We start from the raw sequence: 21,758 nt of genomic DNA, 5'->3' as shown, positions 1-21,758 counted from the left end.
AAATTCTGTGTTTTGTCTCCATACATGTGCAATAATTCACCAATGATCGATTGGCAGGATTTGCACTATTTTTCCGTTCTGACCCGGACAGGATCGCTGTCCGCCGCCGCCCGCGCGCTTGGCGTCGACCATGCGACGATCGGGCGACGCGTCGCATCGCTCGAACAGGCGCTTGCACTGCGTCTTGTCGATCGTCTGCCGCGCCGTTCGCCCTTGACGGCGGAGGGAAAGGCGATTGCCGAACTTGTCGAAGACATGGCGCGGCTGACACAATCTATTGAACGGCGTGCCCGAGGCTTGTCACTCTCGCCGGTCACAACGGTACGCATCAGCGCACCGCCGGCGGTTGCGGCAAGGCTGATTGCACCGCGCGTGGTGGAGTTTCACCGCGAACACCCGGACATAACCCTGGCGCTTGCGGGGGCGACGCAGAACGCCGCACTTGATCGCAGCGAGGCCGATCTCGCCGTCCGCATGGCGCGGCCTGTGGAGAAGGATCTGCTCATCCGGCGGATCGGGGCCATGCGCTTCGGGCTCTATGCCACGCGCGAGCAGGCGGCCCGGCCGCCGGAAGCGCTGGCGTTCATCGCCTATGATGCAACGCTGGATCACGTGGCCCAGCAGGTCTGGCTGCGCTCGATCCTCGCGGGACGCCCGATCATCTTTCAGGCCAGCGACCTCTTCGGCCAGCAGGAAGCGGCGCGCGCCGGTCTGGGGGCGGCTGTCCTTCCCTGCTTCATGGGGGACAATGATGCGATGCTGGTCAAACTGCCGGTCGAGGAGCTGCCGCCAGTCCGCGATCTCTGGCTGACGGCCTATCCGGATATCGGCCGCTCGCCCGTCATGCGGACGGTGATGACCTTCCTCGCCGATATCATCGGCAGGGAGTGTCCGCTCAGAATAGCATGACTGCTGGATTTTACCCGACGGACGTCGACGGCAGGATTTCCGAGATGGACTCCCGGTTGAAGGGTTTCAGGAGATAACCATATGCCCCGGCCCGTTTGGCCCGCATGATCTTGGTCACATCGATTTCGGCAAGGCAGAGGTAAATCCGGCTTTCCTTGCCGCCGGGCAGGGCGCGAATCTGGCTGATGATGTCGACGGACGGCATATCCGGCAGTGCGCAGTCCAGAATGATGATGTCAGGCATTTCTACGCTGCAGGCCGAAACCGTTTGAAAGCCCGTGTCGGCTGTGGTCACGACAACGCTGTCGCTTGCGAGCAGACGCGTCGCAACTTTCCTGACCACCGGCGCTCCGTCAACGACCATACAACGTAACACGTGCCAACTCCCCCCGGAATCACTGCGACATTGCAGCTGCTTCAAGGGAGAGTATCAGGCCGATTGTGAAGAAATGGCCAAGGCGGATGGTAAATTTTTACCGGCTCAGGCCGCCGAAAACACGATCTCTTCCGGCGTGGCGTGGATGGAGATCGTCATTCCGGCCTCCTGCGCCAGCAGCAGCGTGTAGTAAGGCTGCACCGCATGGGCGTCGATCGGCTCTTCCGGTGTCTTGCCGCTGTGCAGTTCAAGGAATTTCGGCGGAACCCGCAGCATCGGGCCGCGCGATGTCAGGACGAAGCGCGGTTCGGTTTCCGGCGTCTCCAGCGCAACATTCAGCGTGCCGCCCCGCGGCAGGGCCGCATTGGCGATCAGCACGAGATTGAGCAGCAGCTTGACCTTGTTCTTGGGCAGCAGGACGCGATTACCAGTCCAGGTGAACTCGGCTTTCTCGCCCTTCATATATTCATTGGCCACGTTCTGGGCATCGCCCGTATCGATCTGGACACCGGCTGACCCGGCGGCCCCGAAGGCAATGCGCGCAAACTGCAGGCGGGCCGAGGCGCTGCGCGCGCTCGATTTGATGAGGTTCATCGCATCTTCGTCGGCGCCACCTTCTTCCAGAAGTTCCAGCCCGTTGTTGATCGCGCCCACCGGCGAAATGATGTCATGGCAGATGCGGCTGCTCAGGAGGGCTCCGAGGTCCGTTGCCGAGAGAATTACGGGCAATGTCATGAGAGAAACTCCTAAGGATTTGGCTGACGGTTGGAAACTGCGTATTGGGGTTATGCCGAATCAGATGTTCATGCCGAATCACTCTGATGGCTGCTGCATTTGGATACATAGCTCGGTCCGGATCGGCAAGAACGACGTCAACGATACCGATAGATGCTGAATTCCTTATCTTTTTCCCGTCCCCGGCAAGCCATTGAAATGCCAAGATCGATTCATAAACTTTTATACAAGGTTTAGACCTTTAAATGGTGCTTCAATTACAAGGCGAACACAAGATTCGCATCTGGCGTCGGACAAAGAAGCGAACAGCCAAAAGGAATTATGATGGCGTCTCTATTCTTGTCTATGAACCGTTTTTTTCTCCTGATCTTGACGATGGTGTCACTGGTTGTCGCACAGCCGCATGCGGCCAATGCAGCGCAGGACCAGTTCTCCATGGACGAGATCGTCAATTCGGGGCAGAGATTCTTCGGATCGACGTCCGGTGGTTTGGCATCGGCGGTCGAGAAGATTTTCCAGAGCTACGGTCTGCCGAACGGCTATATCCTGGGTGAAGAGGGATCGGGCGCCATCATCGGGGGCCTCACTTATGGCGAGGGCACGCTTTATACAAAAAATGCCGGGGATCACAAAAGTTTCTGGCAGGGTCCATCGATCGGATGGGACTTCGGCGGTCAGGGTTCCCGTGTCATGATGCTCGTCTATAATCTCGACGATATACAAAATCTCTATGGCCGCTTTGTCGGCGTCGCAGGTTCAGCCTATCTCTTCGCAGGTGTCGGCTTCAATGTGCTCAAACGCAATCAGGTCTTGCTGGTCCCGATACGCACCGGCGTTGGCGCGCGGCTCGGCGTGAATGTCGGTTATCTCAAGATCACCCAGTCTCCGACCTGGAACCCGTTTTGATCTTTCTCCTTTGCTGACGTTTGGGCAAGACGCGGAAGCCGTTCCGCGTCTTGCCGTTTGATGCCGGACCGGCATTGTGCCAGATTTGAAGCAGAGGACGTTCCGCTCTATCCTCTGCGCGATCTTCCAACAGGACCCTTATCGTGATCCAGACCGCACTTTATCTCGCCCTCGGATTTTTGAGTGCCGTCCTGCTGGTGCTGATCTTCGCGCCTCCGGTCTGGCGCCGCGCCATGCTGCTGACACGCAGGCGCGTCGAAGCGGAAACACCGCTGACGCTCAACGAAATCCAGGCGCAGCGCGACGGTCTGCGGGCAGAGCACGCCGTGAGTGAACGCAAGCTGGAAATGACCCTTGCGGGCATCAAGGAGAAAGCGGCGCAGCAACTGCTGACGTTCAGCGAGAAGGAGCGGCAGGTCCGCCTGCTCTCGGCCGATCTCGCCGCCCGCGATGCAACGATCGCTGAATTGCAGGCATCCCTTGCGCAACGCGACCAGGCACTGGAAAAATCGGCCGGGGAACTTGGCGGTACCGTGCAAACCCTCGAGCAGCGTTCGGCAGAGCTTGAACTCCTGCATCGCCGCCTGAACAGTACGGAGACGAAAGCCGACAGCCTGCAGATCGATGTGGCGGCACAGACCACCCGTATCGAGAACCTTTCGGACGAGCTGAAAGACGCACGCCGGGCCAAGCGGGACAGCGAAGAACAGAAACACAAGCTGGAAACCGAGCTCAAGGCATTGCAGCATTCGCTCGAACAGGAAACAAAGCGCGGCAATAGCGCGGAAACACGGGCAAGCGAACTGGTGACGAAATTATCGGACAACGAGGCCAAGCTTTTGCGACGGGAAAAGGAAGTCGAACGCCTCAACGAGCGGTTGCGCAGCATCATCGCCGAAGGCCGCAAGCAGGGCGTTGCCGCGGACCATGCGCCACGCGGCAAGCAGGCGCTTGTGCAGGCGGAGGAAAGCAAACGGTTGCGCGAGGAGATGAATGCGCTGGCGTCCCAGGTGGTCGCCATGGTTGCCCGGCTCGAAGGGCCGTCCTCCCAGGTGAACAAGCTCCTGGCAACCGCGGGCGGTGACGTATCGGCGGCCTATGACGAGAACGGCGAGGCAATCATCAGCCTGGCTGATCGCATCCGCGCGCTGCAAAAGGCAGCTTCTCCGGTGGAATCAAATGCCGGAGAACCGGCTAAACCGTGACAGCGCTATGCCCGAGGCCGTGGCCACGTTAAGGCTGTCAAATGTTTCGGACATCGGGATTCTGATCGTCTTCAGCGTCTGCATCAGGGCTTTCGGCAGGCCTTCGCCCTCGGTTCCCAACAGCAGTGCCGTGCGCGATCCCGGTTGCGCGGCATAGAGACTTTCCGTGCCGGACGGGCTGAGCGCATAAATGTCGAATCTGGCCCGCTGCAATTTGGCGACGAGATCATCGATCGAGCCCTCCCGCGCGAACGGAACCTTGAGCGCGGCACCCACCGAGACGCGGATCGCCTTGCGGTAGAGCGGATCGCAGCTGGTTTCGTCCATCAGGATGCAATCGGCTTCGAATGCCGCGGCATTGCGAAAGATCGATCCCATATTGTCATGGTTGGATATGCCGCACAGCACCACGGCAAGCGAGGCGGCCGGCAGGGCATCGATCAGCTGGTCGGCTGAACGGGGCGCGCTGCGCCGGCCGACGGCAAGTATGCCGCGATGCATGGGGAAGCCGGCAATCGCATCCATGACGGCGCGCGATACGCAATAGACCGGCACGTCGTCCGGGCAGACGGCTATTTGCTGCGCGAGGCCGGCAAGCCGGTTTTCCAGGACCAGAAGCGACTCGACCGCGAACGCCGCATTGGCAAGCAGCACGTTGAGCACAACCTTGCCCTCGGCAATGAAACGGCCTTCCCGCCCAACCAGATCGCGTTCGCGGACGTTGCGATAGGGGCTGAGGCGCCCGTCGTCGGCGTCATCGATGCGCGTGATGCGGTGTTCCAGCCAGCCTTCATCCTGTCGCGGCATCGTGTCAGACCGTTTCGCCTGCAGAGGCCAGGCCTGCCCGCGCTTCACCGGCCATGCGCACAAGGCTCATATGCATGTCCCTGGCCGAGGTCAGCGGTGCCGGAAACCAGACGCGCTGGACATCGTCGCCATCGGCGATATCGAAACCATCGGCGTCAATTCCGGTCATGCGCCAGTTGCCTGCGGGGGCTTTGGCAAAGAAGCGGGCGTAGAGCGATATGGCGTTGGCATGATCGGCGTTCATGTGCTCGACCGCGGATTTTTCCGCCGCCGCCAGCTCGTCATTGGCGGGATTGCTGGTGAGCAAATCCTCGGCCGTCAAGTGATAGGCCTTGCCAAAGCCGCCATTGAGGCTGGCGCCCGTGGGCTCCAGCCGGAAGAAGCGGAAATCACCCAATCCGGCATAGAGTTTCGCCTTGGGTTGGTGCGAGAGGTAGCGCCATTCAATGCGGGCGTGTTCCGCCGCGTCGCGGGCAATTTCCCTTGCCCGGGCAAACACGGTCACGCGCGGATGGGCAAGGGGATCGCCCTTGCCGGTCTCGCCGGCAAGCAGGGAGCAGCGCGGATCGGCGAGCAGGGCGGGGGTGTGGGCGGAGAGGGCCGAGACCAGAATGACCGGCGTTCCGTCATGGTCGGTGGAGAGGCCGACGCGGGTGGCGATCGGACCGCCGGTTGCGGGATCGAGTGTCGCGATGACGGCATGACGCGCCTTGCGAATCAATGTCTGCGCAAGCCTGACGGCTTCGGCATCGGTCTCGCGCAATACCTCTTTTTTCTGGGTCACAACTCATCCCTCGCATTGCTGGTCTCGTGGTGCTGGGCGAGAGATAAGGACTTGGCGGGTGCCCGGCAAGCCATTTTCACGGGGGGAGGGATTACGCGGCGATGGATCGGTTGTCGTTGAGGCCCACATCGTTCATGCAATCGGCAAGCAGGTCGAGATCGACCGGTCCGATCGTGCACAGCACGGGCGCAAACTCCTCGGCCGGTACCTCAAGCGCCATCAACTCGACGAGCGCTTCCATCAGTGCTTCACGCGTGTCATACCTTGCGGAATAGTGGGGCATGATTCTGTCTTTCGAGCCGGATCAGTTGCGTAAACCTTACTTCAAATACGGTAAACAAATTCTTAATTTTGCCATTTTTAGAAATTTTTTGCTTCTTTTGTGAATAAAATAACGTCATGATTTCAAACAGATGGCAGATTGTGATCACCCATTAGCTATATCTGCCATTGTTTGGCCCCAAATGACCTCAATCTGTGGGCAACTTCACCAGCAGGAAAAACAGCGATGAGAATTGCTTCGTGATCGGCGCAAGGAAGTGGAAAACCCCCTCGATTGTGGGTGTCATTGCCGCCATTGGCCTCGTCAGTGGGTGTACCACACAGAATGCCCAGCATGCCGGTAAGGTGAAGGCAAATCTGACAAGCAGCAATACGACCGTCTCCAAGACGTCGACCTATGCCTATACGCCGAAGGACAAGGAATGCCTGGAACGGGCAATGTTCTTTGAGTCCAACCGCTCGAGCAAGGATGGCCTGCTCGCGGTGGGTACCGTGGTGATGAACCGTCTCGATTCCGGTAAATATGCCAATACGATTTGCGGCGTGGTGGGCGAGAAGGGGCAGTTTGCTCCCGGCGTTCTTTCGCGGCCCATGCAGTCGGCGGCGCTTCCCGATGTACAGCAGGCGGCGGATGCCGTGCTCAAGGGCCAGCGCCATCCCAAGGTAAAGGAAGCGATGTTCTTCCACACGGCCGGTCTGCGTTTCCCCTATCGCAACATGCACTATACAGTTGTTGCCGGTGGTAACGCTTTCTACGAGAAGCGCGACAGGTACAATTCGCCGGATCTGGGCAACAAGGTTGCCAGTGTTGCCATTGCGAATGCCTATATCGCCAGCATGAAAAATACCAATCCTGCGTCGGTCAACAACATCATGGTTGCCAGCGCGCAGCCGACGATGACAACCGCGACATCCGGGCGTGTGACCAACCAGCCTTTTGCCGTGGCGCAGGCCCAGCCGGTGCATGCGGCGGCTCCGCAGCAGCTTGCTTTTGCCAATGTCGCCGTGCCGGTTGATCCGCCAGCACCGGCCATGGTTTTCACGGCGCCCGCACAGGCACCGGCAAAGACGGCAGCCATCCCGCAGAATGCGGAGCAGGCGGTGCTTGCCTTTGAAGCGCCGAAGAGCAAATCGGTCGATGCCATCGGGCAGATGCTGCTCGCGCAGGACCGTCCGGGCTTCACAAACTAGACAGGCATGGAATTTGGCTCCGGCGTCGCCCAGGCGGCGCCGGTCGCGATTCGTTTACGGCACGAGATAGTGCTGTGCCCACTCGCTGTGGGGAACCATCTGTCCAATCGCATATTGAAACGTCAGCACGGTCATATGATCGGGCGAGGTCGTGCACGTGTAGGAGAGGTGGTACCACTCACCCTTGCTGCGGAAGGCTGCACCGGTGGACTGGATTTTGTCGCCGGTCACCAGGGGCTCCTTGAAGGCATAGGCGACGAGTTCGTCGGGCACCAGCTTGACCGGATCGTGGTGGATACGCTCCATGGCTTCGAGATCGCAGCGCTGTTCCAGCCGGGTCTCCGGACTCAATCCTTCCAGCTCTTCGGCCTCGGTTGAATCCATGGCTTTGGCTGAGCCCATCATGGCTGCCGTCGCCAAAAGCATGGCCAGAACTGATTTCATCGATGCCGGGCTCTCCGAAAATGGGCAGAAGGACAATGGTCCGTGTCCGGATGCATGGCCGGTTCCGACCCTAATGTCTCCCGGATTGGGACCAAATTATGAAAAACGCTACGTCCGCTTCCGGGCGGCCGGCTTCTTGTCGCCATTGGCTTCGATATAGGCGTAGATATAGGCAAATGACGGCAGGGCGGTGTTGGACGGCTCGACAAGACCGGCAACGCTGCCCAGCGAGGCGGCGTAATTGTTGCAGTTGAAACCGAACATCGTCCACTTCGGCGGGTTGGCCAGATTGGCGCGTACCTTGCCGAGAAGGCTCTGATACTGCGCTTCCGTTAGTGAAACGCGATAGGCCGCGCCGGTGGCGAAATGGCAGTCGGCATAGCTGGGCTTCAGTTCCGCGGGCATGGGAATGAGGGCGCCGCCATAAAGGCCCAGCAGGCTGCCCTTGGGGAAGAGGCCGTTATACTGGCGCGTGACGGGATTGCCATTGGCATCGAGCCTGCCGAAAACCGCATACATGTGGCCGCTTGGAATGCCGGGCGACAGGCGCTGGCGGAATTCGATATAGGCCGGATCACCGGGCCTGGTCCGGTTGGCGGTCAGCTTCACCGCTGATCCGCTGACGCTGCCATGGGCGGCGCAGGTCAGTTCCGGCATCTCCGCCGCATAGGCCGATGGGGTAACGGACACGCTGGCTGGCGGGGTCGACTGGCAGGCCGCGAGGGAGAGAGCGAAGGCCGGTGCGAGGAACATCTTGAACGAGGTTGATGCGTTTGAAGCGGTGTTCAGCAAGATAATTCTCTTTTCAATCCTGTGATGGCTTTGCCGCGAACAACGGCACAGCTTTCAATAGACCAATGGCAATACGCGCCATGTTCTGGCGCGATATTGGCGATACTCTTCCCCGAAGGCCTCTTCCATCATCTGTTCCTCCGCCCCAATTCTGGAGAAGAACAGGAAACCGAACCCCGCCAGACCCGATAGACCGGCGATATAATTGGGCAAAAGCAAGGCCTGGGTCAATGCCATGAGCCAGAAGGCCGTGTACATGGGATGCCGCAGGCGTTTGTAGATGCCCGTGGTAATAAGTTTGTGATCCTGCTTCAGTTGCAGGGAGACCGACCACATCTGCCCCAGAGCCTTGTGTGTGAGCCGGAACAGCAGCAGCGCGGCAATGCCGGTCAGGATACCCAGGGTGAAGAGGACGGGGCTTGGCGTATAGGATGCGAATCCCGGCCGGCCGGTGGCGACATAGACGGCCGGAATGATGCCAAGACCGGTCAGCGATATGGCAAGCCGCAGCGTGTCGGCGCCCTTGCGGCGGTCGACGGTCAGTTTCGCGCGGCGCGCGCGCCTGTCGAACGGGCGGCGCAAGAGATACCAGGCGACGATAAGAACGACCCACAGGGCCTTTCCGGCAACGGCAAGTGACATCATATGGTGGCAGTTTCGGCTATTTTCATGGGTGAGGAGGACTGGGCGGCGCATTCGCATGGCAGCCCGCCGCGTGCGGCGACATCGGCAAAGCTTTCCGGTCCGCAGAGAATCGCATGCCAGGAATAGGCCGAGCGCTTTTCGACGCCATAGACAAATTGCCGGTGCACGCGAAAGAAATTCCGCCGAATGGACCTGTAGGTTTCATCGCATAACTGGCTGCGAAAGCGGACCTTGACCAGGACAGGCGATTCCGCGTCCGCGATGTTCAGATCACGGACGGGATTGGATTTGTAGAAATTCATCGGGTCTGTCAGCGATTGCGCGTCGACCCAGATGGCGCGGCTGCGCGCGACGGCTTCAACGCTTGCCCGCAGGGCTTTGGCGGCCGGATGCAACGCCAGTTTGAGCAGGCTTGAACCCACGGTCAGCAGGCCATAGCGCCGGGAATCATTCTGCTGCAGGGCAGCATCGAGAATATGCAGGGCGCAGATCGCCCCCATGCTGTGGGCGGCAACGACAACTTCGGTCGCTGGCGCCGCCTGACTGATCCGGGCTGCGGCATCGCTGATGACCTGGTGCAGTTTTGCCGTGATGTCGGGACGGCGGTTGCGTGCCATGTCACGCGCGAATGTCCAATCGTCCATGATCAGCAGGAAGTGCATCTTTTGTGCCGCCACGACCAGCAGAACCAGGGCCGTCGCCAGGCCGACGGCAACGGCAACCGCCGCCTGCTGCGTCAACCCCAGGGCAATGCGACCGCTGCCGTAGGACAGCGCCGCAATGGCACCCATGATGACGAGGGGATAAAGGAAGAAAAGCGCATAGCGCCAGCTTGTCGACAGGAAGCGAAAGAACGTGCCGCTGACAATGAAATCGATCAATGCGGCGATGCCGCTGAGAACGCGAATGGCAGGGTTGCGCGCGGCGTAGAAATGGTTGATGTCACCGAGGCCGTAAAGGACAAAATCAGTTCTGGCGGACCAGTTCGCACCGGCGGTTGCAAGCGTGAACTCTCCCACGCTGACGCCGCCTTCCGCGGACGATACCTTCAACGCGCCATCCTCCTGCAACGACATGTCATAAACAGGCGCTGTCTTGGCTGCCTCCCGCAGGAAGCGCCGATGATGGGCCTCGACCGGCATATGTTCAAAGCCTGGCAAGAGAACGACCAGGCGATTGATAACGGACATCTGCCACCTTTCCAGGTTCCGATTGCGACGGTGTCAGCGCTCTCAACTCAATCGAGCCAAGAAGGAATTTAGATGACCGACGTTAACAGAACGTCGTCAAAGGCAAAGAGTTGCAATGGTTGGTACCATGGCAGCTTTTTGGCGTATTCGCCTTCAACCTGAACCTGTCCAATCGCTGTTATTTAGGCGCCATGCGTATCGCGCCGTCAAGGCGAATCGTTTCACCGTTCAGCATGGGGTTGTCGATGATATGCAGGGCCAGGGCCGCATATTCCTCGGGTTTGCCGAGGCGGGAAGGGAAGGGAATGGAGGCTGCCAGCGAATCCTGGACCTCCTGCGGCATGGCCAAAAGCATCGGCGTGCCGAATATGCCGGGTGCAATGGCCATGACCCTGATGCCGAAACGCGCCAGTTCGCGCGCAGCGGGCAATGTCAGGCCGGCAATGCCTGCCTTCGAGGAAGCATAGGCCGCCTGGCCGATCTGGCCATCGAAAGCCGCAACCGAGGCGGTTGAAATAATCACGCCGCGCTCACCCGTATCCAGCGGCTCGAGCTTGGCGGCCGCGTCGCTGACCAGCCGCAGCATGTTGAACGAACCGATGAGATTGACCTCGATGACCCGGCGGTACAGGTCCAGATCATGCGGGCCGTCGCGGCCGACAATCCGCCCGGCATTGGCAATGCCCGCGCAGTTCACCAGAATTCGCGCGGTGCCAAGCTTGTTTGCGACATGGGCAACGGCACGCTGGGCATCGTCCGCACTGGACACGTTGCAGGCCACGGCCAGGCTGCCAATGTCATCGGCGACTTTTTGCGCTGCATCAATATTGATGTCGAAAAGGGCAACTTTAGCGCCTTTGTCTGCCAGCGCGCGCGCTGTCGCGGCACCCAGACCCGATCCGCCACCCGTAACAATCGCTGTTTGGCCCTGAACGTTCACAATGCATCTCCTCACTGATTTTCATGCGTTCTGGCACGAGTTTGGGTCCCGATCCAGTCGTTATTTATGATCGGAGCTGGGGGGAAACATGTTCTGGCCGGGATTGTGCAGATATAAAAACGCTGCTTCGCAAAAGTCGCCGGCGTCACATTTAGTGAATTTCGCTATTTTTGTGACTTTGTTAAAAAATTTCCCCAGAATCTTCGTTTCTTCATGAGATGGCAGGTTGACTGCGAATAAATCTGCTTGCATTGCGACATTGCAAAGGCTTCCATGCAATCTCGGTTGCGGGCATGGGGGCCGGCAACACAAAAAACCTCTGAAGGTGGAAAAATGAAGACCTACAAGAAACTCCTTGCGGCGACAGCGCTTGCAATGTTGACGGGTGGGCTGATGGCAGGTGGAGCCTCGGCTAAATCTCTCGTGTACTGCTCTGAAGCTGCTCCCGGCGGTTTCGACCCTGCACTTTATACCGGCGGTGAAACGCTTGATGCGACTGGCCAGGCTGTTTTCAATCCATTGGTTGAATTTACGCCCGGCACATCGACGGTTCGCCCGGCGCTTGCAGAAAGCTGGAAGATCTCGGATGACGGCCTTGAATACACGTTCAAGATCCGCAAGGGCGTCAAGTTCCAGACCACGAGCTATTTCACACCAAGCCGTGAGCTGAATGCCGACGACGTGGTTTTCTCCTTCGAACGTCAGAAGGAAGGCAGCAAGTGGGCCAAGTATGTCGAAGGCGCGACCTACGAATATTTTGAAAGCATGGACTTCCCCAAGCTGATCAAGGAAGTCAAGAAAGTGGACGATCTGACAGTCAAGATCGTGCTGAACAAGCCAAGCGCCCCGATGCTCGCAGGCCTTGCGATGGACTTCTCGTCGATCGTTTCGAAGGAATATGCCGACAAGCTCATGGCTGATGGCACACCGCAGAAATTCAACGAACAGCCGGTTGGTACCGGTCCTTTCCAGTTCGTTGACTATCAGCTCAACACGGCGATCCGCTACCAAGCCAACCCGACCTATTGGAAGGGCAAGGTCAACGTCGACAACCTGATCTTCGCGGTTACACCTGATGCGGCCGTTCGCGTGCAGAAGCTGAAGGCCGGCGAATGCAACCTGACGATCTATCCGGATCCAGCCGATGTTGATGGCCTGAAGGCCGACAAGAACCTGACCGTTATCCAGGAAAGCGGCCTGAACGTTGCTTATCTGGGTTACAACACCACCCAGGCACCTTTCGACAAGCCGGAAGTGCGCAAGGCGCTCAACATGGCCATCGACAAGAAGGCAATCGTTGATGCCGTCTACCTCGGCCAGGCCAAGCCGGCGATCAACCCGATCCCGCCGACAATGTGGTCCTACAACAAGTCGATCAAGGATGACGAATACAATCCTGAAGCGGCTAAGAAGGCCTTGGAAAAGGCTGGCGTGAAGGATCTTTCCATGAAGATCTGGGCGATGCCGGTTGTGCGTCCCTACATGCCGAACGGCCGCCGTACGGCTGAACTGCTGCAGTCCGACTTTGCCAAGGTCGGCGTAAAGGTCGAGATCGTCAGCTATGACTGGCAGGAATACCTGAAGCGCGCTTCCGATCCGAAGCATGACGGTGCGGTCATTCTCGGCTGGACCGGTGACAATGGCGATCCGGACAACTTCCTTGCCGTGCTGCTGTCGTGCCAGGCCGTCGGTCAGGCCAACCGTACCGCATGGTGCAACAAGGAGTTCACTGCACTGATCGACAAGGCTGCTGTGACCGCCGATCAGGCCGAACGCACCAAGCTGTATGAAGAAGCTCAGGTTATCTTCAAGCGCGAAGCTCCATGGGGCACGCTTGCTCACTCGCTCGTAACGACAGCCATGACCAAGAACGTGACCGGCTATGTAGCCAGCCCGTTCGGCGTTCATAACTTCGCTTACGTCGACGTCACCGAGTAATTTACTCCTCGCGGTACCGGCTTCGGCCGGTACCGCCTTTTATTGGGTTACCATGTTCCGATACATCGCTTCACGAGTGCTGCTGCTGATTCCGACCTTTATCGGCATCAGCTTTGTGGCTTTTATGTTCATCCGCCTGCTGCCTGGCGATCCTGTCATTGCGCTCGCAGGCGAGCGCGGCATGACGCCGGAGCGTCACCAGATGCTGCTTGAGCAGTTTGGCTTCAACAGACCGATCTGGGAGCAGTATTTTTCGTTCCTGTGGAATATTTTCCATGGAGATTTCGGCACGTCGATCGCCAGCAAACGTGCGGTCCTTGCCGATTTCCTGACCCTGTTCCCGGCGACGCTTGAGCTCAGCATCTGTGCGATGCTGTTTGCTGTCATCATTGGCATTCCCGCCGGTATTTTCGCCGCCGTCAAGCGCGGTTCGATCTTCGATCAGTTGAGTATGGGGATCGCATTGGTTGGCTATTCCATGCCGATTTTCTGGTGGGGCATCCTGCTGATCATCCTGTTCGCCGGTATTCTGCACTGGACGCCGGTGTCGGGCCGCATGGATCTGATCTATTTCTTCAAGTCCACAACCGGCTTCATGCTGATTGACAGTCTCATTTCGGGGCCGAAGGGTGCGTTCAAATCCGCATTCTCGCATCTGATCCTGCCGACGATCGTGCTTGGAACCATCCCGCTCGCGGTCATCGCCCGCCAGACACGTTCCGCGATGCTGGAAGTGCTGGGCGAGGATTATGTGCGCACGGCACGGGCCAAGGGTCTCGCGCCGAAGCGGGTCATCGGCATCCATGCCCTGCGCAATGCCATGATTCCCGTCATCACGACGATCGGCCTGCAGATGGGCCTGCTGATGGCCGGCGCCATCCTGACAGAGACGATCTTCTCCTGGCCCGGTATCGGCAAGTGGATGATCGACGCCATCGCGAAACGCGATTACGTCGTCGTTCAAGGCGGCCTGATGCTGGTCGCGCTGATCGTCATGACCGTCAATTTGATTGTCGATCTGCTCTATGCGGTCGTCAACCCGCGTATCCGCGTAAAGTGAGGAACTGTGACTAACGAAGTTTCCCCTCCCGCACCGCTTGCTGCCGCCCCCAAAGAGGGCCGCATGGGCAGGTTTGCAGAATTCTGGTTCTATTTCAGCGTCAACAAAGGCGCTGTCATAGGGCTTGCCACCCTGATTTTTCTGGTCCTCGTTGCCATTCTCGGACCGTTCATTGCGCCGCATGCGCCCTATGAGCAATATCGCGAAGCACTGCTGACGCCACCGGCCTGGCAGGAGGGCGGCAATCTGTCATTCCTCCTGGGAACCGATGCTGTTGGCCGCGATCTGCTGTCCCGGCTGATTTACGGCGCGCGCTTCTCGCTGTTCATCGGTTTGATCGTCGTGGCCATTTCCATGGTCACCGGCGTCATCCTCGGCGTTCTCGCCGGCTATTTCCGCGGCTGGGTCGATGCGCTGATCATGCGCATCATGGATATCATTCTTGCCTTTCCGCCGCTGTTGCTGGCGCTGGTGCTCGTCGCCATTCTGGGGCCTGGCCTGTTCAATGCGATGATCGCCATTGCGCTGGTTCTGCAGCCGCACTTTGCGCGTCTGACGCGCGCGGCGGTGATGAGCGAAAAGAACCGTGAATATGTGATTGCCGCCAAGCTTGCCGGTGCGGGCCACATAAGGTTGATGTTCAAGACGATCCTGCCGAACTGTCTGGCGCCGCTGATCGTGCAGGGCACGCTGTCCTTCTCGAATGCCATTCTTGAGGCGGCGGCTCTTGGCTTCCTCGGCATGGGTGCGCAGCCGCCCACACCGGAATGGGGTACCATGCTGGCGGAGGCACGCGAATTCATCCTGCGCGCCTGGTGGGTGGTCACATTCCCCGGTCTTGCCATCCTGATCACCGTGCTTGCGATCAATCTCGTTGGCGACGGTCTGCGCGATGCCCTCGATCCCAAACTGAAGAGGAGCTGAGATCATGGCGCTGCTTGAAATCAAGAATCTCTCGGTTGGATTCGACACGAGCTCGGGTCAGTTCATGGCCGTGCAGGGGATCGACCTGCACGTCGATGCCCGCGAAGTGCTGGCCATTGTCGGCGAGTCCGGCTCGGGCAAGTCGGTTGCCATGCTTGCTGTCATGGGGCTGCTGCCGAACACGGCCACTGTCACGGCAGACAAGATGGTCTTCAACGGCCACGACATGCTGACGATGACGACCAAACAGCGGCGGCAGATCGTCGGCCGTGACGTGGCGATGATCTTTCAGGAACCCATGGCAAGCCTCAATCCGTGCTTCACGGTTGGCTTCCAGCTGGAAGAAGTTCTGCGTTTCCATATGAAAATGGATGCCAGGACCCGGCGCACGCGGGCAATCGAACTGCTGAAGCAGGTTGGCATTCCCACACCGGAGGAACGGCTGAACTCGTTCCCGCACCAGATGTCCGGCGGACAGTGCCAGCGCGTCATGATTGCCATCGCCATCGCCTGCAATCCGAAGCTGCTGATTGCCGACGAACCGACGACGGCGCTCGACGTGACCATCCAGAAGCAGATTCTCGATCTGCTGGTCAGCCTGCAGGCCAAGCATGGCATGGGGCTGATCATGATCACCCATGACATGGGCGTTGTCGCGGAAACCGCCGATCGGGTGATCGTCCAGTACAAGGGCCGCAAGATGGAGGAAGCCGACGTGCTGTCTCTGTTTGAAACGCCGAAGAGCCCTTATACGCGCGCCCTTCTTTCCGCCTTGCCGGAAAACGCGACGGGTGACCGTCTGTCCACGGTCGCAGACTTCATGAAGAACGAAGCCGCCAATGCAGGAGCAGCAACATGAGCGAGATCGTTCTTGAAGGGCGCAACATTGTCCGCGATTACCACGTCAGCGGCGGCCTGTTCGGCAAGCCGAAGACGGTGCGCGCGGTCAAGGGTGTCAGCTTCACGCTGGAAAAGGGCAAGACCCTTGCCATCGTCGGTGAAAGCGGCTGCGGAAAGTCGACGCTCGGCCGCATCCTGACCCTGATTGATCCGCAGTCGGAAGGCGAACTGCTGATCGACGGCAAGCCCATCAACATTGCCAAGGATAGGGTAACGCCGGAAATGCGCCGCAAGGTGCAGATCATTTTCCAGAACCCCTATGGCTCGCTCAACCCACGCCAGAAGATCGGCGAGGTTCTCGGCGAACCGCTGCTGCTCAATACCAACAAGACGGCGGCGGAGCGGCGGGAACTCGCCATGCAGATGCTGGTGAAAGTCGGCTTGGGTCCCGAGCACTACAACCGCTATCCGCACATGTTCTCCGGCGGCCAGCGTCAGCGTATCGCCATTGCCCGTGCATTGATGCTGAGCCCGAGTCTGCTTGTCCTCGACGAGCCGGTCTCCGCGCTTGACCTTTCGGTGCAGGCACAGGTGCTCAACCTGCTGGCTGATCTTCAGGACGAATTCAACCTGACCTATGTGTTCATCAGCCATGACCTGTCGGTCGTGCGCTACATCGCCGATGAGGTGATGGTGATGTATTACGGTGAAGTGGTTGAGTACGGCACGCGCGACGAGGTGTTTTCGAACCCGCAGCACAGCTATACCAAGACGCTGTTTGCGGCGACGCCGAAATCCGATGTCGCCAGCATCCGCGCCCGTCTGGAGAAGAAAAAAGCCGCCGCTTGATTTTAGCGCGCGGTTCGTCCGTTAATGGCAGACCCGTTGTGCGTGGTTCGACAAGCTCACCATGAGGGAGGTCGAGGATTGCAGGGAGCTATATCCTGCAACGTTCGTCGTTGGCATTGCAACCAAACCACCTCCCTCATGGTGAGCTTGTCGAACCACGCACAGCACGATTTGCAGGAGGAACTGTTATGAGCGGACGTCAGCCGATTGCAACTGCCCCAAAGGACGGCAGCAAGGTTCAGGTTTTCTGGAAGGACGAGGACGGGCAGGAGAACGAATCCCTGGCGCAGTACAGGTCGCTGGACCGCCTGAAGGCGACCGGCGGCCAGTGGGATGAAACCGATGCGGGCTGGTGGATATTCACCGATTCAAACACGCAGAAGAAAGTCACGCCGCATGCATGGCAACCGGCCGGCAAAAGCGGCGATGACGATGAGGACGGCGACGACAAGTAGACTTGTCTACGCTTCAAGCTGCCGCTGAAATCTCGAAATCGACGTGGATTTTGTCGTAAGGGAAGATCACCTTGCCATTCCCGGTCTTGGTGATGACCCCAGCATTCAGAAGCAGCGTCACATCAGCATGAACGCCTTTGAAATCGCGCTCAACCCGGCGCGCGATTTCGCGGATGCTCAAAGGGCCCGCTCCGGCCATCACCTTTACAATCTCCAATCGCTTCGGTGACAGAATTTTGTGCATGACCTCCCAGGTGACAAAACTGAACTGGGGTGTCGTCTCGGCCTCGCCTGTTTTCCAGGAGATCTCAACGTCATCGAGGACGGACGCCAGCGTCTGAACCTTAAAGGTGATTGTTTTCATGGAGCCATCTTTCGACATCGTCTTTGAAATCCGCCAGAAGCGCTTCTATCGTCGAAAACGCGTAGGGAACTTCCGTTTCTCCAATATGCCTGTGATCGCCTTTACCGGCCTCGTTGTCATACCGTAGCACGCAGATATTATTGGCAACCAAAGCGAAACGGTATTTGTAGGTGTGTGCTGCCTCTCAGAGGCTTTGGTACGAGCCAGACAACAAGGTCGGCAAATATGCCTTGATGAATGAAGACTCGCCGCGAGACGAGACTTTTCGCTCGTTCCATAAGTGTACCATCATCAAAAATCGATGTAAATCACACCATCAACAGGATGCATTTCATCGAATTCTAGGGATGTTTACACCTAATTTCTCTGATGCTTTAGTAGCCCCCGCACGATGTCGTCGGCGGAGATCATGCCGAGAATGGCGCCATTCTCGACAATGCCGACATCGCCACCGTTTTTCGACACCGCCTGCATGATCTGGCGCACGGGGGTGGCCAGACGTGCTGTTGCGGCAAAGGGACGGTTGGCGGGCCGGCTGCGGTCCAGCGGCACCATGATGTCGCCGGCGGTCAGCACACCCAGCGGATTCATGTTGGCGACGAAGTCGGCGACATAGTCATCGGCCGGGTTGAGCAGGATGTCCTGCGCCGTGCCGCACTGGATGATGCGGCCGCCTTCCATGATGGCGATGCGGTTGCCGATCTTCATCGCTTCGTCGAGATCGTGGCTGACGAAAACGATGGTCTTCTTCAGCCGTTCCTGCAGGCTGAGCAGTTCATCCTGCAGACGGGTGCGAATGAGCGGATCGAGCGCCGAAAAAGGCTCGTCCATCAGCAGGATCGGTGCGCCGGTGGCGAAGGCGCGGGCAAGGCCGACGCGCTGCTGCATGCCGCCGGAAAGCTCGCTGACCTTGCGCTTGGCCCAGTCCTTGAGGTTGACCAGCGCCAATTGCTGTTCCACGGCTTCGGCGCGCTCTTCCTTGGACACGCCCGACAGTTCAAGGCCGAAGCCGACATTTTCCTCGACCGTGCGCCAGGGCAAAAGGCCGAACTGCTGGAAGACCATGGAGACAAGATGTTTGCGCAGATCGCGCAGCGTATTCTTGTCCGCCTTGCCGACATCGACGGAGCGGCCGCCATGATGCACGACGACGGACCCGCGCGAAATCGGGTTGAGGCGGTTGATGGCGCGCAGAAGCGTGGATTTGCCCGAGCCGGACAGGCCCATGAGCACCAGGATTTCGCCTTCGGCAATGGTGATCGAGCAATTGTGGACGCCGAGCACATGGCCGGTTTCCGCCTGGATGTCCGACCGGCTCTTGCCCTGGTCGGCAAGCGCCAATGCGCTGTCCGTCTTCTTGCCGAAAATGATGCAGACGTTTTCGAGGGTGATCGCGGTCATTCACCAGGCTCCTTGCCGGGACGGAAGATACGGTCAAGCACGATGGCGACGACCACGATGACAAGCCCGGCTTCGAAACCCAGCGCCGTGTTGACGGAATTGAGCGCACGAACAACCGGAACGCCGAGCCCGTCGGCACCGACCAGGGCGGCAATGACCACCATGGACAGAGACAGCATGATGGTCTGGGTCAGGCCCGCCAGAATTTGCGGCATGGCGTAGGGCAGCTCGATCTTCCACAGAAGCTGGCGCGACGACGCGCCGAAGGCTTCGCCCGCCTCGACCAGATGCTGCGGGGTGGAGGACACGCCGAGATGCGTCAGCCGGATCGGGGCAGGGAGAACGAAGATCGCCGTTGCGATCAGGCCGGGAACCATGCCGATGCCGAAGAACACGATGGCCGGGATGAGATAGACGAAGGTCGGCAATGTCTGCATCAGATCGAGGACAGGCCGGATGGCCGCATAGAACCGGGGGCGGTGGGCGGCGATGATGCCGACGGGGACACCGATGCCCATGCACAGGATGCAGGAGGAGAGCACCAGCGTCAGGGTCTCCATGGTTTCCTTCCAGTAGCCCTGATTGAGGATGAACAGGAAGCCGAACAGGGTGAGCAGGGTCACGGCAATCGAGCGGCGCAGTGCATAGGCAACCGCGGAAAAGATGGCGACCATGATCAACGGGTGCGGGTATTTCAGAACGAACATGAGGCCGTCGATGAACGACTGCATGACGAAGGCGAGCCCATCGAAAAACCCGGCGAAATTGTTCGTGAGCCAGTCGACGACGGCCTTTGCCGTCTTGCCTACCGGAATCTTGTCTTGTGTCAGCCAGTCCAAGCGAAAATTCCTCTGTCGGTTGCAGTATCAGGCGAAAGAATCGCCCGGTGCGTGCACCGGGCGACAATATCGGCAGGCCTTAAAGACCGAGCGACTTCTTGACGGCTGGCAGACCGTCCTTGCCGTCAACCGTCGTCACGCCGGCAAGCCAGGTGTCGAGAATGGCAGGATTGGCCTTCAGCCATTCGGAGGCTGCCTTCGGGCCGTCTTCGCCATCGTCGAGAATCTTGCCCATGATCTCATTCTCCATTTTCAGGTCGAACTTGAGATTGGCCAGAAGTTTGCCAACATTCGGGCATTCGGTCGTATAGCCGGCGCGAACATTGGTATGAACGGTTGCACCGCCGAAGTCGGGGCCGAAGAAATCATCGCCGCCGGAAAGGTATTGAATCTTGAAGTTGGTGTTCATCGGATGCGGCGCCCAGCCGAGGAAGACGATGGGCCCCTTGGTCTTTGTCTGCTTGGCAACCTGCGCCAGCATGCCCTGCTCGGATGATTCGGCAACCTCGAAGCCCTTCAGGCCGAAGGCGTTCTTGGCGATCATGTCGAGGATCAGGCGATTGCCGTCATTGCCCGGCTCGATCCCATAGATCTTGCCGCCGAGATCGTCCTTGAACGTGATGATATCCTTGAAGTCTTTCAGGCCCTTGTCATAGAGGTACTGCGGCACGGCCAGTGTATATTTTGCGCCGGTGAGGTTCACACCGAGATCTTCAACCGTCTTGTTGTCGAGATAGGGCTTGAGATCGGCGGCCATGCTGGGTGTCCAGTTGCCGAGGAATACGTCGATGTCCTTCTTGCCAAGGGACGCATAGGTTACGGGAACCGACAGGACCTTCGTATCGGTGGAATAACCCAGTCCCTTGAGCACGGCGCTTGCCGCTGCCGTGGTCGAGGTAATGTCGGTCCAGCCGACATCGGCGAATCGAACGGACTTGCAACTCGCGGATTCCGCGGCGAAGGCGGTGCCGGCGGTCAGCGTGAGAGCCAGTGAAATGGTCAGTTTGGTCAACATTTTCATCGATTGTTCTCCCTCTCCGGTTTTCTACCGGCTGTTAAGGGCATGAACCAAGCACCAATTTCGCAGGGGTTCAAGCATAGCCGCGCATAAATCCGGTCAATTCGCGACAGTTGTTGATATTCCGGCAAAAGTTGCACCCTCTGCACGGGAGAGGCTTCAAGCCTGACCTCAACTCTGATTAAACGCCCTTATGGCAAAACTCTATTTCAGCTACTCCACGATGAACGCCGGCAAGTCCACCATGCTGCTGCAGGCATCCTACAATTACCAGGAACGCGGCATGCGGACGATGATGTTCACGGCTGCGCATTATGCGGAAAACGGCGTCGGCGTCATATCTTCACGCCTCGGTGTGACGGCGGCCGCCGAGCTTTACCGTGACGAGGACAATCTTTTCGATCGCATCGCATCGGCGCATGGCGCGAATGCACTCAGCTGTGTTTTCGTGGATGAGGCGCAGTTCCTCACCCGGGACCAGGTCTGGCAACTGGCACGCGTTGCCGACCGGCTGCATCTGCCCGTGATGTGTTTCGGGCTTCGCACGGACTTTCAGGGCAAGCTCTTTCCCGGTTCGGCCGAATTGCTGGCCATCGCCGATACGTTGCGGGAGATCAGGACGATCTGTCATTGCGGCTCGAAGGCGACCATGGTGGTCCGGCACGATTCGACGGGCAAGGCGATCACTGAAGGAGATCAGGTATCCATCGAAAAATCCGTGTATGTCTCGCTTTGCCGCAAGCATTGGGAAGAAGAAACCGGGCGGATTGTTTCGGACCAATAGAGCTTGTTCCGGCCTAATATAGCCTGTCATTTTTCTATAGGCTTTTTTTCGTTAAATGCCGTGTCTATATTCGAACGGCA

26 protein-coding genes are annotated in these 21,758 nt (G+C 58.7%); 11 read left to right on the top strand and 15 right to left on the bottom strand.

The features are described 5' to 3' along the window. The first annotated feature begins 42 nt into the window (after positions 1 to 42). Entirely contained in the window at positions 43 to 909 is an 867-nt protein-coding gene (locus tag ACIQWS_RS21045; protein ID WP_346307495.1) for a LysR family transcriptional regulator, read from the top strand. 10 nt (positions 910 to 919) lie between these two features. On the opposite strand, the gene ACIQWS_RS21040 is transcribed toward ACIQWS_RS21045, so the two are convergent. Further along, positions 920 to 1,285: a response regulator gene (locus ACIQWS_RS21040; protein WP_223612524.1), complete on the bottom strand. Its 366-nt coding sequence runs from the start codon at positions 1,283 to 1,285 to the stop codon at positions 920 to 922. 105 nt (positions 1,286 to 1,390) lie between these two features. Next, positions 1,391 to 2,020: a histidine phosphotransferase ChpT gene (gene chpT / locus ACIQWS_RS21035; protein ID WP_105731971.1), complete on the bottom strand. Its 630-nt coding sequence runs from the start codon at positions 2,018 to 2,020 to the stop codon at positions 1,391 to 1,393. Positions 2,021 to 2,365: 345 nt separating this feature from the next. Between chpT and ACIQWS_RS21030 the strand changes: the two genes are divergently transcribed. After that, positions 2,366 to 2,926, top strand: a complete 561-nt coding sequence (locus tag ACIQWS_RS21030; RefSeq protein WP_223613446.1) for a DUF1134 domain-containing protein — start codon at positions 2,366 to 2,368, stop codon at positions 2,924 to 2,926. 143 nt (positions 2,927 to 3,069) lie between these two features. Then, positions 3,070 to 4,131, top strand: coding sequence for a hypothetical protein (locus tag ACIQWS_RS21025; RefSeq protein ID WP_403183974.1), 1,062 nt, complete (start codon positions 3,070 to 3,072; stop codon positions 4,129 to 4,131). On the opposite strand, the gene ACIQWS_RS21020 is transcribed toward ACIQWS_RS21025, so the two are convergent. The 3 genes from ACIQWS_RS21020 to ACIQWS_RS21010 all read right to left on the bottom strand — a co-directional run bounded on the left by ACIQWS_RS21020 (position 4,102) and on the right by ACIQWS_RS21010 (position 6,005). Beyond that, complete coding sequence (locus ACIQWS_RS21020) at positions 4,102 to 4,938, bottom strand: TrmH family RNA methyltransferase (protein ID WP_403183972.1); 837 nt, start codon at positions 4,936 to 4,938, stop codon at positions 4,102 to 4,104. The genes ACIQWS_RS21025 and ACIQWS_RS21020 overlap by 30 nt on opposite strands. Positions 4,939 to 4,942: 4 nt before the next feature. Further along, on the bottom strand, positions 4,943 to 5,722 hold the full coding sequence (locus tag ACIQWS_RS21015; protein WP_403183970.1) for a HugZ family protein: 780 nt from the start codon (positions 5,720 to 5,722) through the stop codon (positions 4,943 to 4,945). A 91-nt stretch (positions 5,723 to 5,813) separates the two neighbouring features. After that, complete coding sequence (locus ACIQWS_RS21010) at positions 5,814 to 6,005, bottom strand: hypothetical protein (protein ID WP_223612529.1); 192 nt, start codon at positions 6,003 to 6,005, stop codon at positions 5,814 to 5,816. A gap of 239 nt (positions 6,006 to 6,244) precedes the next feature. Here ACIQWS_RS21010 and ACIQWS_RS21005 point away from each other — a divergent pair, with 239 nt between their 5' ends. Beyond that, complete coding sequence (locus tag ACIQWS_RS21005) at positions 6,245 to 7,195, top strand: cell wall hydrolase (RefSeq protein ID WP_403183967.1); 951 nt, start codon at positions 6,245 to 6,247, stop codon at positions 7,193 to 7,195. 54 nt (positions 7,196 to 7,249) lie between these two features. Here the strand turns inward: ACIQWS_RS21005 and ACIQWS_RS21000 are convergent, their stop codons facing one another. The 5 genes from ACIQWS_RS21000 to ACIQWS_RS20980 form a co-directional block, all read right to left on the bottom strand. Further along, positions 7,250 to 7,639: a DUF930 domain-containing protein gene (locus ACIQWS_RS21000; protein WP_288192659.1), complete on the bottom strand. Its 390-nt coding sequence runs from the start codon at positions 7,637 to 7,639 to the stop codon at positions 7,250 to 7,252. A gap of 108 nt (positions 7,640 to 7,747) precedes the next feature. After that, the gene (locus ACIQWS_RS20995; RefSeq protein ID WP_403183964.1) at positions 7,748 to 8,431 is read right to left on the bottom strand and encodes a hypothetical protein; all 684 of its coding nucleotides are present in this window, start codon (positions 8,429 to 8,431) and stop codon (positions 7,748 to 7,750) included. A 54-nt stretch (positions 8,432 to 8,485) separates the two neighbouring features. Then, the gene (locus ACIQWS_RS20990; RefSeq protein ID WP_346307489.1) at positions 8,486 to 9,076 is read right to left on the bottom strand and encodes a protein-S-isoprenylcysteine O-methyltransferase; all 591 of its coding nucleotides are present in this window, start codon (positions 9,074 to 9,076) and stop codon (positions 8,486 to 8,488) included. Then, positions 9,073 to 10,266 carry a hypothetical protein gene (locus ACIQWS_RS20985; RefSeq protein ID WP_403183961.1) on the bottom strand — a complete coding sequence of 398 codons (1,194 nt, stop codon included), beginning with the start codon at positions 10,264 to 10,266 and terminating at the stop codon, positions 9,073 to 9,075. The genes ACIQWS_RS20990 and ACIQWS_RS20985 overlap by 4 nt, the downstream gene beginning before the upstream one ends. Before the next feature lie 178 nt (positions 10,267 to 10,444). Beyond that, on the bottom strand, positions 10,445 to 11,206 hold the full coding sequence (locus tag ACIQWS_RS20980) for a 3-hydroxyacyl-CoA dehydrogenase (protein ID WP_403183959.1): 762 nt from the start codon (positions 11,204 to 11,206) through the stop codon (positions 10,445 to 10,447). A gap of 333 nt (positions 11,207 to 11,539) precedes the next feature. On the opposite strand from ACIQWS_RS20980, the gene ACIQWS_RS20975 reads away from it, so the two are divergent. The 6 genes from ACIQWS_RS20975 to ACIQWS_RS20950 all read left to right on the top strand — a co-directional run bounded on the left by ACIQWS_RS20975 (position 11,540) and on the right by ACIQWS_RS20950 (position 17,272). Beyond that, positions 11,540 to 13,144: an ABC transporter substrate-binding protein gene (locus ACIQWS_RS20975; protein WP_346307486.1), complete on the top strand. Its 1,605-nt coding sequence runs from the start codon at positions 11,540 to 11,542 to the stop codon at positions 13,142 to 13,144. Positions 13,145 to 13,196: 52 nt separating this feature from the next. Beyond that, on the top strand, positions 13,197 to 14,204 hold the full coding sequence (locus ACIQWS_RS20970; RefSeq protein WP_403183956.1) for an ABC transporter permease subunit: 1,008 nt from the start codon (positions 13,197 to 13,199) through the stop codon (positions 14,202 to 14,204). Positions 14,205 to 14,267: 63 nt separating this feature from the next. Next, entirely contained in the window at positions 14,268 to 15,128 is an 861-nt protein-coding gene (locus tag ACIQWS_RS20965; RefSeq protein WP_403183954.1) for an ABC transporter permease subunit, read from the top strand. A gap of 4 nt (positions 15,129 to 15,132) precedes the next feature. After that, entirely contained in the window at positions 15,133 to 15,987 is an 855-nt protein-coding gene (locus ACIQWS_RS20960) for an ABC transporter ATP-binding protein (protein ID WP_288192664.1), read from the top strand. Then, positions 15,984 to 16,817, top strand: a complete 834-nt coding sequence (locus ACIQWS_RS20955; protein ID WP_223612539.1) for an ABC transporter ATP-binding protein — start codon at positions 15,984 to 15,986, stop codon at positions 16,815 to 16,817. The genes ACIQWS_RS20960 and ACIQWS_RS20955 overlap by 4 nt, the downstream gene beginning before the upstream one ends. A gap of 188 nt (positions 16,818 to 17,005) precedes the next feature. Next, positions 17,006 to 17,272, top strand: coding sequence for a hypothetical protein (locus tag ACIQWS_RS20950; RefSeq protein WP_288192665.1), 267 nt, complete (start codon positions 17,006 to 17,008; stop codon positions 17,270 to 17,272). Between the two features lie 13 nt (positions 17,273 to 17,285). On the opposite strand, the gene ACIQWS_RS20945 is transcribed toward ACIQWS_RS20950, so the two are convergent. The 5 genes from ACIQWS_RS20945 to ACIQWS_RS20925 all read right to left on the bottom strand — a co-directional run bounded on the left by ACIQWS_RS20945 (position 17,286) and on the right by ACIQWS_RS20925 (position 20,897). Beyond that, positions 17,286 to 17,636: a transcriptional regulator gene (locus tag ACIQWS_RS20945; protein ID WP_346307483.1), complete on the bottom strand. Its 351-nt coding sequence runs from the start codon at positions 17,634 to 17,636 to the stop codon at positions 17,286 to 17,288. Continuing rightward, positions 17,617 to 17,766, bottom strand: a complete 150-nt coding sequence (locus tag ACIQWS_RS20940) for a DUF6516 family protein (RefSeq protein WP_403183949.1) — start codon at positions 17,764 to 17,766, stop codon at positions 17,617 to 17,619. The genes ACIQWS_RS20945 and ACIQWS_RS20940 overlap by 20 nt, the downstream gene beginning before the upstream one ends. 227 nt (positions 17,767 to 17,993) lie before the next feature. Further along, positions 17,994 to 19,037 (bottom strand): choline ABC transporter ATP-binding protein, encoded by a 1,044-nt coding sequence (choV, locus tag ACIQWS_RS20935; RefSeq protein WP_346307482.1) that lies wholly within the window; start codon positions 19,035 to 19,037, stop codon positions 17,994 to 17,996. After that, the gene (gene choW, locus ACIQWS_RS20930; protein WP_105731991.1) at positions 19,034 to 19,876 is read right to left on the bottom strand and encodes a choline ABC transporter permease subunit; all 843 of its coding nucleotides are present in this window, start codon (positions 19,874 to 19,876) and stop codon (positions 19,034 to 19,036) included. The genes choV and choW overlap by 4 nt, the downstream gene beginning before the upstream one ends. Before the next feature lie 79 nt (positions 19,877 to 19,955). Beyond that, positions 19,956 to 20,897, bottom strand: coding sequence for a choline ABC transporter substrate-binding protein (locus ACIQWS_RS20925; protein WP_403183946.1), 942 nt, complete (start codon positions 20,895 to 20,897; stop codon positions 19,956 to 19,958). A gap of 190 nt (positions 20,898 to 21,087) precedes the next feature. Here ACIQWS_RS20925 and ACIQWS_RS20920 point away from each other — a divergent pair, with 190 nt between their 5' ends. Continuing rightward, positions 21,088 to 21,678: a thymidine kinase gene (locus ACIQWS_RS20920; protein WP_223612543.1), complete on the top strand. Its 591-nt coding sequence runs from the start codon at positions 21,088 to 21,090 to the stop codon at positions 21,676 to 21,678. Positions 21,679 to 21,758 lie beyond the last annotated feature (80 nt).

It is taken from the genome of Phyllobacterium sp. NPDC097923, assembly GCF_044760925.1.
GTDB classification, from domain to species: Bacteria; Pseudomonadota; Alphaproteobacteria; order Rhizobiales; family Rhizobiaceae; genus Phyllobacterium; species Phyllobacterium calauticae.
This window is presented reverse-complemented; position numbering and strand designations above follow the sequence as displayed.

What these genes read in the sequence shown, in the direction of transcription:
- ACIQWS_RS20955 (WP_223612539.1), top strand. Translation starts at nt 15,984, where the DNA reads ATGAGCGAGATCGTTCTTGAAGGGCGCAACATTGTCCGCGATTACCAC.
- ACIQWS_RS21020 (WP_403183972.1), bottom strand. Translation starts at nt 4,938, where the DNA reads ATGCCGCGACAGGATGAAGGCTGGCTGGAACACCGCATCACGCGCATC.
- chpT (WP_105731971.1), bottom strand. Translation starts at nt 2,020, where the DNA reads ATGACATTGCCCGTAATTCTCTCGGCAACGGACCTCGGAGCCCTCCTG.
- ACIQWS_RS20920 (WP_223612543.1), top strand. Translation starts at nt 21,088, where the DNA reads ATGGCAAAACTCTATTTCAGCTACTCCACGATGAACGCCGGCAAGTCC.
- ACIQWS_RS20985 (WP_403183961.1), bottom strand. Translation starts at nt 10,266, where the DNA reads ATGTCCGTTATCAATCGCCTGGTCGTTCTCTTGCCAGGCTTTGAACAT.
- ACIQWS_RS21030 (WP_223613446.1), top strand. Translation starts at nt 2,366, where the DNA reads ATGAACCGTTTTTTTCTCCTGATCTTGACGATGGTGTCACTGGTTGTC.
- ACIQWS_RS21045 (WP_346307495.1), top strand. Translation starts at nt 43, where the DNA reads ATGATCGATTGGCAGGATTTGCACTATTTTTCCGTTCTGACCCGGACA.
- choV (WP_346307482.1), bottom strand. Translation starts at nt 19,037, where the DNA reads ATGACCGCGATCACCCTCGAAAACGTCTGCATCATTTTCGGCAAGAAG.
- ACIQWS_RS20950 (WP_288192665.1), top strand. Translation starts at nt 17,006, where the DNA reads ATGAGCGGACGTCAGCCGATTGCAACTGCCCCAAAGGACGGCAGCAAG.
- ACIQWS_RS20970 (WP_403183956.1), top strand. Translation starts at nt 13,197, where the DNA reads ATGTTCCGATACATCGCTTCACGAGTGCTGCTGCTGATTCCGACCTTT.
- ACIQWS_RS20945 (WP_346307483.1), bottom strand. Translation starts at nt 17,636, where the DNA reads ATGAAAACAATCACCTTTAAGGTTCAGACGCTGGCGTCCGTCCTCGAT.
- ACIQWS_RS20965 (WP_403183954.1), top strand. Translation starts at nt 14,268, where the DNA reads ATGGGCAGGTTTGCAGAATTCTGGTTCTATTTCAGCGTCAACAAAGGC.
- ACIQWS_RS20975 (WP_346307486.1), top strand. Translation starts at nt 11,540, where the DNA reads ATGAAGACCTACAAGAAACTCCTTGCGGCGACAGCGCTTGCAATGTTG.
- ACIQWS_RS20925 (WP_403183946.1), bottom strand. Translation starts at nt 20,897, where the DNA reads ATGAAAATGTTGACCAAACTGACCATTTCACTGGCTCTCACGCTGACC.
- ACIQWS_RS21000 (WP_288192659.1), bottom strand. Translation starts at nt 7,639, where the DNA reads ATGAAATCAGTTCTGGCCATGCTTTTGGCGACGGCAGCCATGATGGGC.
- ACIQWS_RS20960 (WP_288192664.1), top strand. Translation starts at nt 15,133, where the DNA reads ATGGCGCTGCTTGAAATCAAGAATCTCTCGGTTGGATTCGACACGAGC.
- ACIQWS_RS21010 (WP_223612529.1), bottom strand. Translation starts at nt 6,005, where the DNA reads ATGCCCCACTATTCCGCAAGGTATGACACGCGTGAAGCACTGATGGAA.
- ACIQWS_RS20990 (WP_346307489.1), bottom strand. Translation starts at nt 9,076, where the DNA reads ATGATGTCACTTGCCGTTGCCGGAAAGGCCCTGTGGGTCGTTCTTATC.